This is a genomic window from Arthrobacter sp. MP_M4, from assembly GCF_035984855.1.
Taxonomy (GTDB): Bacteria; Actinomycetota; Actinomycetes; order Actinomycetales; family Micrococcaceae; genus Arthrobacter.
Map to the genome: position 1 here is coordinate 16,215 of NZ_JAXCHX010000033.1, position 18,412 is coordinate 34,626.

The window sequence follows — 18,412 nt, forward strand, 5'->3', positions numbered from 1 at the left end:
CCTAAACCGGCGGCAGAAGGACCCGAAGTGATAGCTCAGTGGCTGGCGGGGAGCTGCCGGGACGTAGTCTTGTGCGCATGGACTCTGCACCCAAAACACCCGTCACCGCGGTCATCGTCGTGGCTGCCGGCTCCGGCCAGCGCCTGGGCTACGGTATGCCCAAAGCCAAGGTCCCGCTGGGCAGTGAGAGCATCCTCACCCATGCCCTGCGTGGCGTCGCCGCAGCAGGCATCGCCCAGCAGATCTGCGTGGCCATCCCGCCCGGCGACCAGGAGCTCCGCGACGTCTGCGAGGCGTTTGTCCGGGACCTCGCAACGGAGCGGCCGGGCGCGGCCGGTGCGTCCGACGTCGGCCAACTGCCGGTTGTTAGCGTTGTGGACGGCGGTGCCACCCGCGGGGACTCGGTCCGCGCCGCCCTGGCAGCGCTCCTCCCGGGCACGGACGCCGTGCTGATCCATGACGCCGCCCGGGCTTTGGCCCCGGAGTCAGTCTTCCACCGGGTGTCCCAAGCCCTGGCCGCGGGCGCGCTGGCTGTTATTCCGGTCATTCCCGTGGTGGATACCGTCAAAACCGTGGAACCGACCACGGGCGACGCCGCCGCGATCGCCCCGGAGCTCGTCACCGGCACCGCCGTCCGGGAAACCCTCCGGGCCGTGCAGACCCCGCAGGGTTTCGAGCTGGCCACGCTCCGTCGGGCCCACGACGCGGCAGCAACCTTCGACGCCGGCCAGGCAGCCGCCGTCACCGACGACGCGATGCTGGTGGAACTTCTCGGTGTCCCGGTCCATGCTGTGCGCGGAGCCAGCCAATCGCTGAAGATCACCACTCCGCTGGACCTGATCTTCGCCGAGGGACTGCTGGAAGGGCCGCTGGGCGTCCGTTGGGTGGAAGGCTGAGCATGTCCGGAACTCACAACACCCCGCTTCCGGTCCTTCCGCGGACCGGAATCGGCATCGACGTCCACGCCTACGCCCCTGAGGACGCGCCCCAACCGCTCTGGCTCGGGGGCTTGTTCTGGGACGGTGAACGCGGACTGTCCGGACACTCCGACGGCGACCCCGTCGCGCACGCCGCCGCCGATGCGCTGTTCTCCGCCTGTGGCCTCGGTGACCTCGGCACGCACTTCGGCATCGACCGCCCCGAGTACGCCGGGGCCTCCGGGGTGACCCTGCTGGGCGAAGCCGCCCGGATAGTCCGCGCCGCCGGCTTTGAGATCGGCAACATCGCCGTGCAGTTTGTCGCCAACCGGCCCAAGTTCGGTCCGCGCCGGGAGGAATCCCAGCAGGTCCTCAGCGACGCCGCAGGCGCCCCGGTCAGCGTCTCGGCGACCACCAGCGACGGGCTCGGTTTCACCGGCCGGGGAGAAGGCATTGCTGCCACGGCCACCGCCCTCGTCTACCCCGTCAGCGCGGAGTTTCCCCCGCCGGTCGCCTAGGCTTAATGGACCGTCCCTCCCCGCCCCACCAGGAGACCCCCGTGAAAAAGCTGCTGCCCGCCGTCGCCGTTCTGAGCGGACTGCTGCTGAGCGGGTGCACCGCAGCGCCCAGGATGAGCATCCAGGAAAGCTGCGCCTTCCTGAACCAGGACACCTTCGTCCCCGCCGGCAACCAGCAACAACAGGCAGAGCAGATCTCCCAGCACTACCAGGAGGTCGCCGGCAAGGTGGCGCCCGAAGTCGCCGAACCGATCCAGCACATGGCGGACATCATGAAACAGGTGGCGGGCACCTCCCTTGGAGCCACCAGCGCCGAGCAGACCAAACAGCTCACCGAGCAGAACAACAGGATCGGCGGGTTCTGCAAGTAGGAGCCCACGTCAGTGAGCCGGGGGCCCGAAGCCGTATCGGCTAATCTGGAGCGGTGACCCTGCGCTTCTATGACACTGCCTCCGCCGAAGTCCGCGACTTCGTCCCCCTGGTTCCCGGCAACGTGAGCCTCTACTACTGCGGCGCCACGGTGCAGGGCATGCCCCACGTCGGACACATCCGCTCGGCCATCGCCTTCGATCAGCTGACCCGCTGGCTCCAGTACCGGGACTTCCAAGTCACGGTGGTCCGCAACGTCACCGACATCGACGACAAGATCCTGGCCAAATCCGCAGACTCCTTCGGACCCGACTTCGAGGACGGGCCCGGCGCCGTCCGGAATGAACCATGGTGGGCTTTGGCGTACCGGTACGAACAGGAATTCCTCAAGGCCTACGACACCCTCGGCGTCTCCCGCCCCACCTACGAGCCGCGCGCCACCGGCCACATCCCGGAGATGCACGCCCTGATCCAGCAGCTGATTGACCGGGGCCACGCCTACCCCGCGCCGGACGGCTCCGGGGACGTCTACTTCGACGTCCGTTCCTGGGACAAGTACGGCTCGCTGACCCGCCAGAAGATCGATGACATGCAAGGGGCCACGGACGCCGACCCGCGGGGGAAGAAGGACGCGCGGGACTTCGCGCTCTGGAAAGGCCACAAAGAGGGGGAACCCACGACGGCGAGCTGGGCCTCGCCGTGGGGCGCCGGCCGCCCCGGCTGGCACCTGGAATGCTCCGCGATGGTCACCAAGTACCTCGGCACCGGGTTCGACATCCACGGCGGCGGCCTGGACCTGCGCTTTCCGCACCACGAAAACGAGATGGCCCAGTCCCAAGCCGCGGGCCACAGCTTCGCCAACTTCTGGATGCACAACGGCATGGTCACCTACGCCGGCGAGAAGATGTCCAAATCCATCGGCAACACGGTCAGCCCGGCCGAAATGCTGGAACTGGCTTCGCCGCGCGTCGTTCGCTACTACCTCGGCCAGGCGCAGTACCGCTCCGTCCTGGACTACCAGCCGGGTTCGTTGCAGGAGGCCGCCGCAGCGGTGGAACGCATCGACGGATTCATCAGCCGCGCCGCCCGCACCCTGGCTTCCGCGGACGGGGGCTTTGTCTTCGGCAGCCACGGAACCGTTCCGGACGGTTTTGCCGCGGCGATGGACGATGACCTGAACGTGCCGCAGGCCTTGGCCGTGCTCCACGAAACGGTCCGCGCCGGCAACACAGCCCTCACCGCCGGCGAATTCGACGCCGCCCGGCAGTCGCTGGTCAGCGTCACCGACATGTTGCGGGTGCTTGGCCTCAACGACGCCTCGGCGCCCGCAGCGGATGAGCAGGGCAACACCGCCCTCGGCGTCCTTGTCGAAGCGCAGCTCGCGGCCAGGGCCCAGGCCCGCGCCACGAAGGACTGGGCCGCGTCGGACGCCATCCGCGACACCCTCAACGCCGCCGGCGTGGTGGTCGAGGACGGCCCGGACGGTGCGAGCTGGAGCCTGAAGCGCGGCTGACCCGGCACCCGCCCGGGCCCCAGCCCGGACCCCGTCATCCCCTGCGGTCGAGGATTTAACTCGAGTCAGTAGACTGGAGTTCAGACTTATTCACGAATCGCGTATTTAAAAGGGTGAAACTTATGGCCAACAACGGTCGCCGGTCGGTCAAAATGAAGAAGGGTCCCAGCGTCGGAACTGGCGGCCACGGCCGCAAGGCCCTCGAGGGCAAGGGCCCCACTCCCAAGGCGGAGGACCGCCCGTACCACAAGGCCCACAAGAGCAAGCAGCTCGCGGAACGCTCCGCGGCCAAGCGCCCGGGAGCCCCGCGCAACCCTGGTGCACGCTCCGGGCCCAAAGGCCGCGCCACCGAGGAAGTCGTCACCGGGCGCAACTCGGTGGTCGAAGCCCTCCGCGCCGGCATCCCGGCGAAGGCCCTGCACGTCGCCATCCGGATCGAAATGGACGACCGCGTCAAGGAGTCCCTGAAGCTGGCGGCCGAGCGTGGCATCCCGCTGCTCGAGACCGGCAAGCCCGAACTGGACCGGATGACGGATGACGCCATCCACCAGGGCCTCGTGCTGCAGATCCCGCCCTACGAATACCAGGACGCCTACGAGCTCGCCGAGGAGACGCTGGAGAGCTGGAAGAAGGGCCACGTCGCCAACGCGCCACTTTTCGTCGCCCTCGACGGCATCACCGACCCCCGTAACCTGGGCGCGATCATCCGCTCGGTATCGGCGTTCAGCGGCCATGGCGTCATCGTTCCCGAGCGCCGTTCCGTCGGCGTCACCGCCTCGGCCTGGAAGACCAGCGCCGGAGCTGCCGTCCGCGTTCCCGTGGCCCGCGCCGCCAACCTGAACAACACGCTGAAGGCCTTCAAGAACATGGGCATCTATGTTCTAGGGCTCGACGGCGACGGCGACGTCTCCCTGCCCGACCTCGCCCTGGCCACCGAGCCGATCTGCATCGTTGTGGGTTCCGAAGGCAAGGGCCTCAGCCGCTTGGTTCGCGAAAACTGCGACCAGATCGTCTCCATCCCGATCGACTCGGCCATGGAATCGTTGAACGCCTCCATGGCGGTGGGCATCTCCCTCTACGAGATCTCCCGCCAGCGCGCCGCTAAGTAGTCCTGCGGGGTCCCGTCACGGGTCCGCCGTCGTGGTCGGGTCCGCCGTCGTGGCCGGGTCCGCCGTCGTGGCCGGGTCCGCCGGAACCGGAGTAGTGACGTCGCTTAGACACCTTCCTTCGCTTCGCACAGCCGCGGGCGGCCTCACTCCGCTCCGGTCGGCGATGCGCTCCTTGGCAAGACTCCGGTACCGGCTCTGACGCTCCCTCACGTCACGTGAGGGAGCGTCGTTCCTGCGCGGTTAGAACCTGTGGCGGTTGGCGAGGACCGGGAGCTTGGCGCGGGCTTCCTGCACGACAGCCGGATCCAGGTCCGCGAACAGCAGGCCGGGGGCGGCGTCGAGCTCTTCGAGGACATCACCGAAGGGGGAGACGACCACTGAGTGCCCGACACCGGTGGGCGCAGTCCCCCTGGTCTCGATGCCCTGGCTGGCCGGGTCCCCCTGGCCGCAGGCGAGGACCACGGTAGTGGAGTCCGCTGCACGGGCACGGGCCAGGAGCTTCCATTGCTCGGCCTTGCCGGGGCCGGGCCCCCACGAGGCACAGACGATGTTCACGGCGGCGCCGCGGTCCGCGTTTTCGGTGAAGAGGGCAGGGAACCGGATGTCGTAGCAGGTGGCCAGCCCGAACGTCACGCCGCCGTATTCGAAGGTGACGGGCTCGGCGCCGGCGTCGACGGTGTCCGATTCCGCGAAGCCGAACGCGTCAAAGAGGTGGATCTTGTCGTAGCTGGCCTCGACCCCACGGCCGGTGACCAGGAGGGTGTTGCGTACCTTGGCGCCGTCGTCGGCTGTTCCCGGGGTGAACATGCCCGCGATGATGACGACGTCCAGGTCAGCGGCGATGGCGCGTACACTCGATGCCCACGGGCCGTCCAAGGGCTCGGCGATGTCCAGCAACGAATTGCCGAACGAGCGCATCGTGGCTTCCGGAAAGACCACGAGCTCCGCACCGCCGGCTTTGGCCCGCGCCGCGTAGTCCGCCACGAGGGCAAAATTGGCGGCCAGGTCGCGTCCGGTAATAATTTGAGCAAGTGCAATCCGCACCTTTACCTCCCATGTCGACGCTTGTTAAAGTATGCAACCAGCAACGTGCAAACACTGCGAATCGTCCGCCTGAGAATCCGGAACCATTTGTTTGGTCCCGCTAAACTTTAAGCAAATGGTCACACCCTACATAGACACAGCCTCCACCGTAGACGCGTCACGGGCGTTTCCGCTCGGAATCAGCGTTCCAAGCACCGGTCTGCCGGCTACGGACGACCCCCGTGGTGCCGGTGCGAATGCGGCTGTGTACGCGCCCGGCGTGACCACCCTGGAGATCGCCTACCAGCCCCCCGGCGGCGCCTGGCAATTGAAAACCCTCCCGAACGTGACCGACGGCGTGCACCACGGCATCGTCGAAGACATGCCGGCGGGGTCACGCTACGGCTTCCGCGCCACCCCGGACCACGAAGCCCTTCCGCTGTCCATGCCTGCCCCGGATTTCGACGCCGACGGCGTGCAGCCGCTGCTGCTGGACCCCTACGGGCGGGCCGTGGACGAGCGCCAGGACTTTATCACCAGCGTCCGGATGGACAGCGCCTTCGATTGGGGCACCGACCGCAGCCCCCGGATCCCGTGGCGCAACACCATCATCTATGAGGCGCACGTCCGGGGCCAGACCAAACTGCACCCCGACGTCCCCGAAGACCTCCAGGGCACCTACGCAGGGCTGGCGCACCCGGCCATGATCGAGCACCTGATCGCGCTGGGAATCACCGCCGTCCAGCTCCTTCCGGTGCATTTCCACGTGGACGAACCGCACCTGCAGAACCTCGGCATGACGAACTACTGGGGTTACAACACCGCCGCGTTCTTCGCCCCGCACCCCGGCTACGCCACCGGGGCTGCGCAGGCCGCCGGCGCCCAGGCCGTCCAGGACGAGTTCAAAGGCATGGTAAAGCTCCTGCATGCCGCAGGGCTGGAAGTGATCCTCGACGTCGTCTACAACCACACGGCGGAGGGCGGCACGGACGGCCGTACCCTCAGCTTCCGTGGCCTCGGCGAGATGACCTACTACCGCAACGACGGCCACGGCAAATACGTGGACACCACCGGCTGCGGCAACAGCCTGAACTTCGGCGAGCCCCGTGTCGTCCAGCTGGTGCTGGACTCCCTGCGCTACTGGGTAAGTGAGTTCCACATCGACGGCTTCCGCTTCGACCTCGCGGTGACGCTGGCCCGCAACGCCGCCAACGAGTTCGATCCCCGGCACCCGCTCCTGGTTGCCGTTGGCGCCGACCCGGTGCTGTCCGCCACGAAGCTCATCGCCGAGCCCTGGGACATCGGGTACGGCGGCTGGCAGACCGGCCGCTTCCCGCCCGGCTGGGTCGACTGGAACGACCACTTCCGCGACGCCGTCCGCAGCTTCTGGCTCGCCGACCGCGCCGCGATCGACGCCGGCGGGCAGGGCAGCTCGGTGGCGCGCCTCGCGGATGCCCTTTCCGGCTCCGCCAGTCTGTTTGAACCTTCCGGCCGGTCCCGGCTGGCGTCGGTCAACCTCGTTACCGCCCACGACGGCTTCACCCTGGCCGACCTCGTGTCCTACGACCGTAAACACAACGAAGCCAACGGTGAACAGAACCGTGACGGTCACGGCGACAACCGCAGCTACAACCACGGCTTCGAAGGACCCACGGAGGACGAGGAAATCCTCGCCCGCCGCGCACAGTCCAGCCGCAACCTCATGGCCTCGCTCATGATCTCCCAGGGCGTCCCCATGATCACCGCCGGCGACGAGATCGGCCGCACCCAGCAGGGCAACAACAACGCCTACTGCCAGGACAACCCCATCACCTGGATCGACTGGACCAGCACCCCTGAGTCCCATTCCATGCTGCGCACCACCAAACGCGTGATCCGGCTTCGCAAGGAGTTCCTCGCCGGCCAACCGCACGACTACCCGACACGGGAAAAACAGTCCTACTTCCACTGGTTCGACGAGCGCGGCGAGCCCATGGCCGGCGAACGCTGGCAGGACCCGGGCCACCGTGTAGTGCAGCTCCTGCTCGGCTCCGACGACGGCCACGTCGACGGGCTCGTGGTGGTCAACGGCGGCGCCGCCGACGTCAAGGTCACACTGCCGCGGCTGAACAAAGTGGAAGGCACAGGTACGCGCCTCTTTGAGCTTCGCCTGACCACTTCCGAGCTTCACGACCGGCGCCAGGGCGTCCGGGTCGCTGCGGGGGAGCGGGACGTGGTGCAGGCCCACTCCATCAACATCTACCGCACGTAGGCGACGCCGCACCCAGCGGATTAGTCAGCAGACTCCTAGGCGTTGACGATCAGGCCCAGTTCCGCCTTCGATGCCAGCCCCGCATGCTTGGGAAGTACCCGGACGGTGTACCCGAAGGAACCCGACCGGTCGATCACGACGGTGCCGCTGAAAAGGTGCCGTCCCTTGCCGAGGTCCTCCACGGACTTCAGCTCCGCCAAGGTGATGTCGGCGAGTTCATCGCTGTCCTCCGCCTTGCCGTAGGCCACTTCGACGGACACATCGTCCGGGCTGAGCTCGTGCAGGGCGATGTAGGCGTTGACCTGGAGGATGTCGCCGATCTGCGGGTCTTCCGAAACGCCCACCGAGTCGACGTGTTCCACCTGGATCTGCGGCCAGGCGGCCCGGACCCGTGACACCCACGCGGCGAGGGCTTTGGCCTCGGCGAAATTGTGTGCCGACGCGCGCCGGCCGGCGACCGCTGCCGGGCGGTACAGCACGTTGACGTAGTCCTTGAGCATGCGGTCCGCGGAGACCGCCGGGCCCAGGTGTGACATGGTGTGCTTGATCATCGAAACCCAGTGCGTGGGAACGGCCTGCGGCCCGGGCGCTGAGGGCCCGGCCGCGCCCGCGCGGTCCGAGACGGTGAGTCCGTAAAAACGGGGCGCCACCTGAGTCTCCAGCAGCTCGTACAGCGCCGCCGCTTCGATGTCGTCGCGTTCCTCGGGGGACGCGTCGTTGTTGGCGGTGGGAATCGCCCAGCCGTTCTCGCCGTCGTACATTTCATCCCACCAGCCGTCCAGCACGGAAAGGTTAAGCGAACCGTTGAGGGCCGCTTTCATGCCGGAGGTGCCGCAGGCTTCGAGCGGACGCAGCGGATTGTTCAACCAGACATCGCAGCCCGGGAACAAGGTACGTGCCATGGCTATGTCGTAGTTGGGCAGGAACGCAATCCGGTGCCGCACCGCCGGGTCATCGGTGAACCGGACCAGGTCCTGGATCATCTTCTTGCCGGCATCGTCCGCCGGGTGCGACTTGCCTGCGATAACCAGCTGGATCGGGTGCGTCTTGTGCAGCAGCAGGGCCTTGAGCCGCTCGGGTTCGCGCAGCATCAGGGTGAGCCGCTTGTAGGTGGGCACCCGCCGGGCGAAGCCGATGGTCAGAACGTCAGGATCCAGGACCGCACCCGTCCACGCGAGCTCGGCGTCGGCCGCGCCGCGCTTCTTCCAGGCCGCCCGGAGGCGCCGCCGGACGTCCTCCACGAGCGAGACCCGCATCTCCCGGCGCAGGGCCCAGACGTCCTCGTCACTGACGTTGTACGTGAGGTCCCAGCGGCCCTGCGTCTCGGCGTCCGAGCCAAACTGTTCGCGGGCCAGCGCGGACACCCGCGGGTCCACCCACGTGGGTACGTGCACGCCGTTGGTGACCGAGGTGATGGGCACCTCGGAGTGGTCGAATCCGGGCCACAGCGCGGAGAACATGCCGCGGGATACCACGCCGTGCAGCTTGGCCACGCCGTTGGCCCGCTGGGCGAGCCGGAGCCCCATCACGGCCATGTTGAACACAAACGGATTGCCGTCGGTGTAGTCCTCCCGGCCCAGGTTCAGGATTTTTGCCACCGGAACGTCGGGAGCCAGTCCGGCGTCGAAGAAGTGCTGGATCTGCGAAACCTCGAAGCGGTCAATGCCGGCGGGGACCGGTGTGTGGGTGGTGAACACGGTGGACGCGCGGCCGGCAGCCAACGCCTCGTCCCAGCTCAATGGCTCCGCCGCGGCCATCATTTCCTGGATCCGCTCCACCCCCAGGAACCCCGCATGGCCCTCGTTGGTGTGGAATACCTCCGGGGCGGGGGCCCCGGTGAGCCGCTGGAACGCCCGGAGGGCTTTGACCCCGCCCATGCCGAGCAGGAGCTCCTGCTGCAGGCGGTGGTCCCCGCCGCCGCCGTACAGGCGGTCGGTGATGCCGCGGGCGGCCTCGTCGTTGCCCGGCACGTTCGAGTCCAGCAGCAGCAGCGGCACGCGTCCGACGTCGGCACGCCAGACGTGCGCCAGCAACCGGCGGCCGTTGGGCAGCGGCAGCGAGATCTGGATGGGCTTGCCGTTGCCGTCCTCGGCGGCCTCGCGGAGCAGGGTCAAGGGCAGCCCGTCCGGGTCAAGCACCGGATAGGTTTCCTGCTGCCACGCGTCGCGGGATAGTGACTGTTTGAAGTAGCCGGCCTGGTAGAGCAGCCCGACGCCGATCAGCGGCACGCCGAGGTCCGAGGCCGCCTTCAGGTGGTCGCCGGCAAGGATACCGAGACCGCCGGAGTACTGCGGCAGCACCTCTGTGATACCGAATTCGGGGGAGAAGTAGGCGATGCACGCCGGCGCGTCCGCGCCCAGGCTCTGGTACCAGCGGGGCTGGTCGAGGTACCGGTCGAGGTCCGCGGCCGCGGCATGGACCCGCTCCACCACGTCCAGGTCCGCGGCGAGCCGCTGCAGTTCCTCCCTGCTGACCAGCCCGAGGAACGTCACGGGGTCGTGGTCGCTTTCCGCCCAAATTTTCGGATTCAAGCCTTCGAACAACGCGCGCGTCGGCCGGTGCCAGGACCACCGAAGATTGGTGGCGAGCCGGGCCAGCGGCCGGATCGGCTCGGGAAGAACGGTACGGACGGTAAATCTGCGGATTGCCTTCACCTGCGAAACACTAACCGACAAGTCGGAGGCTCGGAACCGGTTGAGGTCTCTTTTGCATAAATGACGGGCAGGGGCCCTTAAACAGCCCGGAAAAAGGGAGCAGCCTTAGCATTCCGGCCGATTTATCGATAACGTCGAGCCTGTGACAACTAACTCGCGAACCAGTGCCGTGTCCAAGCAGAAGCCCAAGGCCCCGATTATGGAGGGCCTTCGCTTTGGCCGTTTTCCGATTACCGCCGTGCAGCCTGTGGTGGACGGCGGGAAATTCCCTGCCAAAGCCGTTGTGGGCGAAACCCTGGTGGTGGGTGCCACCGCTTTCCGCGAGGGCCACGACCAGCTCGGCGTCAGCGCCGTCCTGCTCGACCCCCGCGGCAAGGAACGCCAGCGCGTCCGGCTGGCCCCGGCCCGCGGCGTGCGCGGCCTGGGAACGGACCGCTGGGAAGGCCTGATGACCCCGGCCGGCACCGGAGCCTGGTCCTTCGTGATCGAGGCCTGGCACGACCGCTACGGCACGTGGCACCACAACGCCGAAGTCAAAGTGGAAGCCGGCATCGATGTCGAGCTGATGCTGGCCGAGGGCGCCGCGCTGCTCACCGAAGCGTCCGAGGACCCGTCCCGCCCGTCCGCCGACCGGCGGACGCTGCGGATGGCCGTCGTCGGACTTAACAACGCAGGCAAGAGCGCCGAGGAGCGCCTCGCCGCCGGCTTCAGCGCGGAGGTGGCCGCCGTCGTCGAACGCCAGCCCATCCGCGAACAGGTCACCATCTCCGAGCAGTACCCCCTCCTGGTCGAGCGTGAACTCGCCGGCCGCGGAGCCTGGTACGAGTTCTTCCCCCGGTCCGAGGGCGCCGTCCGCAACCACGAAACCGGCGAATGGACCTCCGGCACGTTCCACACTGCCGCGAAGCGCCTCGACGCCGTCGCGGCCATGGGCTTTGACATCATCTACATGCCGCCCATCCACCCGATCGGCATCCAGCACCGCAAGGGCCCGAACAACACCCTGCTGGCCGGACCGCACGATCCGGGTTCACCCTGGGCCATTGGTGCGAAAGAAGGCGGCCACGACGCCATCCATCCGGATCTGGGCACCTTCGAAGACTTCGACGCCTTCGTGGCACGGGCCGGTGAACTGGGCCTGGAAGTGGCGCTTGACCTTGCTCTGCAGGCCGCCCCGGACCACCCCTGGGTGGAAAGCAACTCCGAGTGGTTCACCACGCGGGTCGACGGCAGCATCGCCTACGCCGAGAACCCGCCGAAGAAGTACCAGGACATCTTTCCGCTGAACTTCGACAACGATCCGGCGGGCCTGTCCAACGAGATATTGCGCATCGTCCTGCTTTGGGTGAGCCACGGCGTTAAAATCTTCCGCGTCGACAACCCGCACACCAAACCTGTGTGGTTCTGGGAGTGGCTGATCGCCAAAGTCAACAAAAAGCACCCCGACGTCGTCTTCCTCGCCGAGGCCTTCACCCGCCCGGCCATGATGCACGCGCTCGGACGGGCCGGCTTCCAGCAGTCCTACAGCTACTTCACCTGGCGGAACACCAAGGAAGAGCTGGAGGAGTACTTCCAGGAAGTCAGCCACGAATCCCCGGCGTACTTCCGGCCCAACTTCTTCGTCAACACCCCCGACATCCTGACCGAATACCTGCAGTACGGCGGCCCGCCGGCGTTCAAGATCCGGGCCGCGCTGGCGGCCACCGCGAGCCCCATCTGGGGCGTCTATGCCGGCTTCGAACTCTACGAGCACGTGGCCCGGCCCGGTGCCGAGGAGTACATCGATAACGAGAAATTCGAGTACAAGGCCCGGGACTGGGACGCGGCGGCCGAGTCCGGCCGGACGCTGGCCCCGTACCTGACCCGGCTCAACGAGATCCGGCACGCCCATCCGGCCCTGGGGGACCTGCAGAACCTGACGGTGCACCAGAGCACGGACAACGCCACGGTCGTCTATTCCAAGCACAAGACACTCCCCGACGGCACCAAGGACACCCTGATCGTCGTCGTCAACGTCGATCCGCACGGCATCCGCGAGAGCACGGTGACGCTGGATCTGGCGGCGCTGGAACTGGACCCGGAGGACCTGACGCACAACAGCCGCTTCATGGTGGATGATCTGTTGACCGGTGAGAGCTGGGAATGGGGAGAGTACAACTACGTTCGGCTGGACGCCCATGTCGAGCCAGCGCACATTCTTAGCATCCGGAGGCACCACCAGTGAGTTTCAGCCCGTCAAACCCCAACCAGCACTACAGCTCGAAGGGATCTTATGAGTTGAACGCGCCGGGCCTGCAACACGATCCGCACTGGTACCGCAAAGCGGTTTTCTACGAAGTGCTGGTCCGCGGATTTGCCGACGGCAACGGGGACGGCTCCGGCGACTTCCACGGCTTGATCGAGAAGCTGGATTACCTCCAGTGGCTTGGCGTCGACTGCCTCTGGCTCCCGCCGTTCTTCCAGTCACCGCTGCGCGACGGCGGCTATGACATCTCGGACTACAACTCCGTGCTCGATGAATTCGGCACCATCAGCGACTTCAAACGGCTCGTCGCCGAGGCCCACGCCCGCGGCGTACGCGTCATCATCGACCTGCCGCTGAACCACACCTCAGACCAGCACCCGTGGTTCCAGGAATCCCGGAAGGACCCGGACGGTCCCTTCGGCGACTTCTACGTCTGGAGCGACACGGACGAGAAATATGAAGACGCCCGCATCATCTTCGTGGACACCGAGGAATCCAACTGGACCTTCGACCCGATCCGCCGGCAGTTCTTCTGGCACCGCTTCTTCAGCCACCAGCCGGACCTGAACTTCGAGAACCCCAAGGTCATCGACGCGCTTTTCGACGTCGTGCGGTTCTGGCTGGACCAGGGCATTGACGGCTTCCGCGCCGACGCCATCCCCTACCTCTTCGAGGAAGAGGGAACCAACTGCGAAAACCTGCCGCAGACGCATGAGTTCCTCCGCAAGCTGCGCAAAATGGTCGACGAAAGCTACCCGGGCCGGGTCATTATTGCCGAGGCCAACCAGCCTCCCGCCGAAGTCGTCGAGTATTTCGGCACCGAAGAGGAACCGGAATGCCACATGGCGTTCCACTTCCCGATCATGCCGCGGCTCTACTACGCGCTGCGGGACCAGAAAGCCGCGCCCATCATCGAGACGATGAAGGACACCCCCGCGATTCCCGAAGGCGCCCAGTGGGGCACCTTCCTGCGCAACCATGACGAGCTGACCCTGGAAATGGTCACCGCGGACGAGCGGGCTGCGATGCTCGGCTGGTATGCGCCGGACCCGCGCATGCGCGCCAACATCGGCATCCGCCGGCGGCTCGCGCCGCTGCTGGACAATTCCCGGTCCGAGATCGAGCTGATCAACGCCCTGCTGTTGTCCCTGCCCGGCAGCCCGTTCCTGTACTACGGGGACGAGATCGGCATGGGCGACAACATCTGGCTCGAGGACCGCGACGCCGTCCGCACCCCGATGCAGTGGAACCCGGACCGCAACGCCGGGTTCTCCAACGCGGACCCCGGCAAGCTGTACTTGCCGGTCATCCAGTCACTGGTCTACAACTACTCCATGGCCAACGTCGAGGCCGAAGCAGCCCACTCGGGCTCGCTGCTGCGCTGGACCCGGCAGATCCTCAGCGTCCGGAAGAACCACCCCGCCTTCGGGCTGGGCGGCTTCGAGCACGTCGAAGCCGACCACGACGTCGTTCTCGCCTACCTCCGCGAGCTGCCGGAGGGCAACGCGGCCGGGGAGGACGGCGAGACCATTCTGTGCGCCTTCAACCTTTCCCAGCATCCCGTGGCCACCACTTTGCGGGTTCCGAGGTTTGCCGGACGCGGCCTCCGGGACGTGTTCGGCGGCCAGGCGTTCCCGGCGATCTCCGACGACGGAACCCTGACGCTGACCCTGGGCAGCCACGACTTCTTCTGGCTTCGGATCCGTTCTGCCGCCTCCAACCCGTCATCGCCCTACACCCAGGCCATGCCGATCCTGTCCATCGAAGGCTGACATGACCCGACCCACCCTTACCCCGGCCCTGAGCGGATTGCTCGGCGACTGGCTTCCGCGCCAGCGCTGGTTTCCGGTCAAGAGCGCGGCCTTCAGCTTCGAGCCCGCAGGGGCGCTCAGTCTCGACGGCGGCCCCGCCCTCGACTCCGGCATGTCCGGGCTCGAGGTGTTGCTGCTCGCCGTCAAGTATCCGACGCCGGATGGTGACCGCACCGACGTCGTGCAGGTCCCGCTCAGCATCCGCCGTTCGCCCTTAACCGGCGCTGACGCGGCCCTGATCGGGCAAATCTCGGAGACCGCACCTGCCGGGGAGTCCGCAAAGGCCGGCGCACCCGGCACCCTCTGGGTCTACGACGGCGTCCACGACCCCGCGTTTGTCGCAGAATGGCTGGAGCTGATGCGCGGCCGCGGCAGCACCCCCTCGGGGAACGCCGCCGGCCACCTCGTAGAATCCGGTTACCGCCTGCCGCTGGCCACCGGCGTCGTCAAGGTCCTCTCCGGGGAGCAGTCCAACAGTTCCGTCATTGTCGACGACGGCGGATCCGCTGCGATCCTGAAGTTCTTCCGGGTCCTGTCCGCAGGCCACAACCCGGAAGTGGAAATCGGTGCCGCCCTGACGGCCGGACGTACTTTCGAAGTGCCGGCAACCCTGGGCTGGGTCACCGGCGAGTGGGAATCACCGCCCGGACAGGGCGCCAGCCCTGCGCTCGGAGAGCTGGCCGTGGCACACGAATTCCTTGCCGGCGGACGGGATGCGTGGCGGCTCGCCGTCGACGCAGCGAGCGGCGGCAGGGATTTCACCGCCGAAGCCCGCGGGCTCGGCGCCGCCACGGCCACCGTGCACCGCCGCCTGGCCGAAGCGCTCGGTGTTACCGCCGAATCCGTCCCCGGACGCGACATCGCGCCCGGCGTCGCCGAGCGGGTGCGCCAGTCCTGGGCCCAGGCCGGGGATGCTGTCGGCCCCTACGGTGCAGCGTTGGACAGCCTTCTGGTGAGCCTTGAAGGCAGCAGCGCCGGGACCTTGCAGCGGATCCACGGCGACCTGCACCTTGGCCAGATCCTCCAGGTTCCCGGCGGAGCCGGCGCGGCGCCGCGCTGGGCCATCCTGGATTTCGAAGGGGAACCGCTCCGGCCGATCTCCGAACGGAACTTCCCGGACGTTCCGCTGCGCGATGTGGTCGGCATGCTGCGGTCCTTCGACTACGCCGCCGGCGCAGCTGAGCGTGAGCGGGCCGACGCGGACGTTCCGGAAACCTGGGTGGACGACTGCGCCGAGGCTTTCCTGGCCGGTTACGCCGAGGTCATCCCCGGCGGCATCGACCGCGACTCGCCCCTCTTCGTGGCGCTGTGGCTTGATAAAGCCCTCTACGAAGTCATTTACGAACTACGGAACAGGCCGGACTGGCTCTCCATTCCCGTCCAGGCATCACGTCGTCTCCTCGGAAGTACAGGCTCCGGCGTCCCAGCCGAAGCCGCAGCGGAAGGTATTAAAATGGCAGGTTCAGCACGTAACGATCGTCCCGGAGGTCCACTGCCGGTGGACGCGGACACCCTCGCGAGGGTCGCCGCAGGGGAACACCACGCGCCGCACTCCATCCTTGGCGCGCACCTCGATGACAACGGCCATGTCACCGTCCGCACGGTCAAGCACCTGGCCGAGGCCGTCTCCGTCGTGACCGCGGCCGGCACCTTCCCGATGACGCACGAGTCCGGCGGCATCTGGGTGGCCGTCCTGGAGCCAGCCAATGAGGGCCACGTGCCGGACTACCGGCTGGAAGTGACCTACAAAGGCCAGGAGCCCGAGCCGGCCGATGACCCCTACCGCTACCTTCCGACCGTCGGTGAACTCGACCTCCACCTGATCGGCGAAGGCCGCCACGAGCGGCTGTGGGATGTCCTGGGCGCCCACGTCCAGCACTACAAGTCCAGCCTCGGCGACGTCGACGGCGTATCATTCGCCGTGTGGGCGCCCAACGCCCAATCGGTCCGCGTCAAGGGCGACTTCAACGGCTGGAACGGCCAGCAGCACTCGATGCGGTCCCTCGGCTCTTCCGGAGTATGGGAAGTCTTCATCCCCGGTGTGGCAGCAGGGGCACGCTATAAGTTTGAGGTCCGCACCAAGCATGGAAACTGGCTCGAAAAAGCCGATCCCCTGGCCTACGGCACGGAAGTCCCGCCCCTGACGGCGTCGCGCGTCGTGGAGTCCGCTTACGCCTTCAAGGATGCGGAGTGGATGGAAAGCCGGGCCGGACGGGATCCGCACAACTCTCCCATGAGCGTGTACGAAGTGCACCTTGGCTCCTGGAAGGTCGGGCTCAGCTACCGGGAACTCGCCAAGGAACTGGTCGAGTACGTCAAGTGGCTCGGCTTCACCCACGTGGAATTCATGCCGGTGGCGGAGCACCCGTTCGGCGGGTCCTGGGGCTATCAGGTCACGTCCTACTTCGCCCCGACGTCCCGCTTCGGCCACCCCGACGAGTTCCGGCACCTGGTGGACGAACTGCACCAGGCCGGCATCGGCGTGCTCCTGGACTGGGTTCCGGCGCACTTCCCCAAGGACGAGTGGGCTCTGGCCCGGTTTGACGGGGAAGCCTTGTACGAGCACTCCGACCCGCACCTCGGCGAACACCCCGATTGGGGAACGTTGATCTTCGACTTCGGCCGCAGCGAAGTCCGTAACTTCCTCGTCGCGAACGCCCTGTACTGGCTGGAGGAATTCCACATCGACGGGCTGCGCGTGGACGCCGTCGCCTCGATGCTCTATCTGGACTACTCCCGCGAGGAAGGCCAGTGGAAACCGAACCGCTTCGGCGGCCGCGAGAACCTCGAAGCCATCTCCTTCCTGCAGGAAGTCAACGCCACGGTCTACAAGACGCACCCCGGCGCGGTCATGATCGCCGAGGAGTCCACGGCGTTCCCCGGCGTCACCGCCCCCACGAGCCAGGGCGGCCTGGGCTTCGGCATCAAATGGAACATGGGCTGGATGCACGACTCCCTCAAGTACCTGGCGGAGGAGCCCTTCAACCGCCGGTGGCACCACGGCACCGTCACCTTCTCCATGGTGTACCACTACACCGAGAACTTCCTGCTGCCGATCAGCCACGACGAGGTTGTGCATGGCAAGGGTTCAATGCTGCGCAAGATGCCGGGCGACCGCTGGCAGCAGCTGGCGAACCTGCGCGCCTTCCTGGGCTACCAGTGGGCGCACCCGGGCAAGCAGCTGATCTTCATGGGCACCGAATTCGGCCAGGAATCGGAATGGTCCGAACAGTATGGACTGGACTGGTGGCTGGCCGAAAACCCGGCGCACCGCGGGATGCAGCTGCTCACCAAGGACCTCAACGAGCTGTACAGCTCCACTCCCGCCCTGTACGAACAGGACAATGATCCGGCCGGATTCCAGTGGATCAATGGCGGTGACGCCAACCGCAACGTCCTGACATTCATCCGCCGGGACGCCGCAGGCAACCCCCTGGTCTGCGCCTTCAACTTCTCCGGCGCCCCGCATGCGGATTTCCAGCTCGGGGTGCCCGCTGCAGGGGAGTGGCGCGAAGTGCTGAACACCGACGCCGACACCTATGGAGGGTCCGGTGTCCTGAACGTCGGAACCCTGACGGCCGCGGACGTCGCCATCGACAGCCAGCCGGCCACCCTCACCGTCACGTTGCCCCCGCTGGGCGCCGCGTACTTCAAGCCGGTGGACTGACACTGGAACCGGTCTGCTGATCGCCCGTCGGCAGGGTCCGGCGGCAAAGCCCGGGATCCCCGTGATCCCGGGCTTTTTCGTACCCTGCAACGGGCCGTCGTGCTGCCCTTTTGTCAGCGGGGCAAAGTGGTGGTAGAGTTTATTTCCGCGCTGCTCCCCGGAGTTGATCCGCCACCAAGACCACGAAGCCTCACGGCGAGACTGGATCAGAACGGCAAATTGACAACGCTGAAGCAGCCCGGTAAGTTTGGGAAGTTGCTCCGGAGCGATCCATGGCCTGTGGTTGTGGTGGTGCCGGGTGTGTCTGTTGTTTGAGAACTCAATAGTGTGCCAAG

General features: G+C 66.9%; 11 protein-coding genes. 9 read left to right on the forward strand and 2 right to left on the reverse strand.

All coding sequences use genetic code 11. From position 1 onward, the window contains the following. The first annotated feature begins 77 nt into the window (after positions 1–77). The 5 genes from RCH15_RS17495 to rlmB all read left to right on the forward strand — a co-directional run bounded on the left by RCH15_RS17495 (position 78) and on the right by rlmB (position 4,426). A complete protein-coding gene (locus RCH15_RS17495; protein ID WP_326961923.1) occupies positions 78–896 on the forward strand; it encodes an IspD/TarI family cytidylyltransferase in 819 nt (272 codons plus the stop codon). Between the two features lie 2 nt (positions 897–898). Beyond that, complete coding sequence (gene ispF / locus RCH15_RS17500) at positions 899–1,435, forward strand: 2-C-methyl-D-erythritol 2,4-cyclodiphosphate synthase (protein ID WP_326961924.1); 537 nt, start codon at positions 899–901, stop codon at positions 1,433–1,435. Between the two features lie 41 nt (positions 1,436–1,476). Beyond that, positions 1,477–1,806: a hypothetical protein gene (locus RCH15_RS17505; RefSeq protein WP_326961925.1), complete on the forward strand. Its 330-nt coding sequence runs from the start codon at positions 1,477–1,479 to the stop codon at positions 1,804–1,806. A gap of 53 nt (positions 1,807–1,859) precedes the next feature. Beyond that, positions 1,860–3,317, forward strand: a complete 1,458-nt coding sequence (gene cysS / locus RCH15_RS17510) for a cysteine--tRNA ligase (protein WP_326961926.1) — start codon at positions 1,860–1,862, stop codon at positions 3,315–3,317. 122 nt (positions 3,318–3,439) lie between these two features. After that, positions 3,440–4,426: a 23S rRNA (guanosine(2251)-2'-O)-methyltransferase RlmB gene (gene rlmB, locus RCH15_RS17515; protein WP_326961927.1), complete on the forward strand. Its 987-nt coding sequence runs from the start codon at positions 3,440–3,442 to the stop codon at positions 4,424–4,426. Between the two features lie 240 nt (positions 4,427–4,666). Here rlmB and RCH15_RS17520 read toward each other — a convergent pair whose 3' ends face one another. Next, positions 4,667–5,470 carry a carbon-nitrogen hydrolase family protein gene (locus RCH15_RS17520; protein ID WP_326961928.1) on the reverse strand — a complete coding sequence of 268 codons (804 nt, stop codon included), beginning with the start codon at positions 5,468–5,470 and terminating at the stop codon, positions 4,667–4,669. 115 nt (positions 5,471–5,585) lie between these two features. Between RCH15_RS17520 and glgX the strand changes: the two genes are divergently transcribed. Further along, positions 5,586–7,700: a glycogen debranching protein GlgX gene (glgX, locus tag RCH15_RS17525; protein ID WP_326961929.1), complete on the forward strand. Its 2,115-nt coding sequence runs from the start codon at positions 5,586–5,588 to the stop codon at positions 7,698–7,700. 35 nt (positions 7,701–7,735) lie between these two features. Here the strand turns inward: glgX and glgP are convergent, their stop codons facing one another. Then, positions 7,736–10,354, reverse strand: coding sequence for an alpha-glucan family phosphorylase (gene glgP / locus RCH15_RS17530; protein WP_326961930.1), 2,619 nt, complete (start codon positions 10,352–10,354; stop codon positions 7,736–7,738). 199 nt (positions 10,355–10,553) lie between these two features. Between glgP and RCH15_RS17535 the strand changes: the two genes are divergently transcribed. The 3 genes from RCH15_RS17535 to RCH15_RS17545 are packed head-to-tail and all read left to right on the forward strand — an operon-like array spanning position 10,554 to position 18,077. Further along, positions 10,554–12,578 (forward strand): alpha-1,4-glucan--maltose-1-phosphate maltosyltransferase, encoded by a 2,025-nt coding sequence (locus RCH15_RS17535; protein ID WP_326961934.1) that lies wholly within the window; start codon positions 10,554–10,556, stop codon positions 12,576–12,578. Continuing rightward, complete coding sequence (treS, locus tag RCH15_RS17540; protein WP_326961931.1) at positions 12,575–14,371, forward strand: maltose alpha-D-glucosyltransferase; 1,797 nt, start codon at positions 12,575–12,577, stop codon at positions 14,369–14,371. Before RCH15_RS17535 ends, treS begins: the two co-directional genes overlap by 4 nt. A 1-nt stretch (position 14,372) precedes the next feature. Further along, the gene (locus RCH15_RS17545; RefSeq protein WP_326961932.1) at positions 14,373–18,077 is read left to right on the forward strand and encodes a 1,4-alpha-glucan branching enzyme; all 3,705 of its coding nucleotides are present in this window, start codon (positions 14,373–14,375) and stop codon (positions 18,075–18,077) included. The last annotated feature ends 335 nt before the right edge of the window (positions 18,078–18,412 follow it).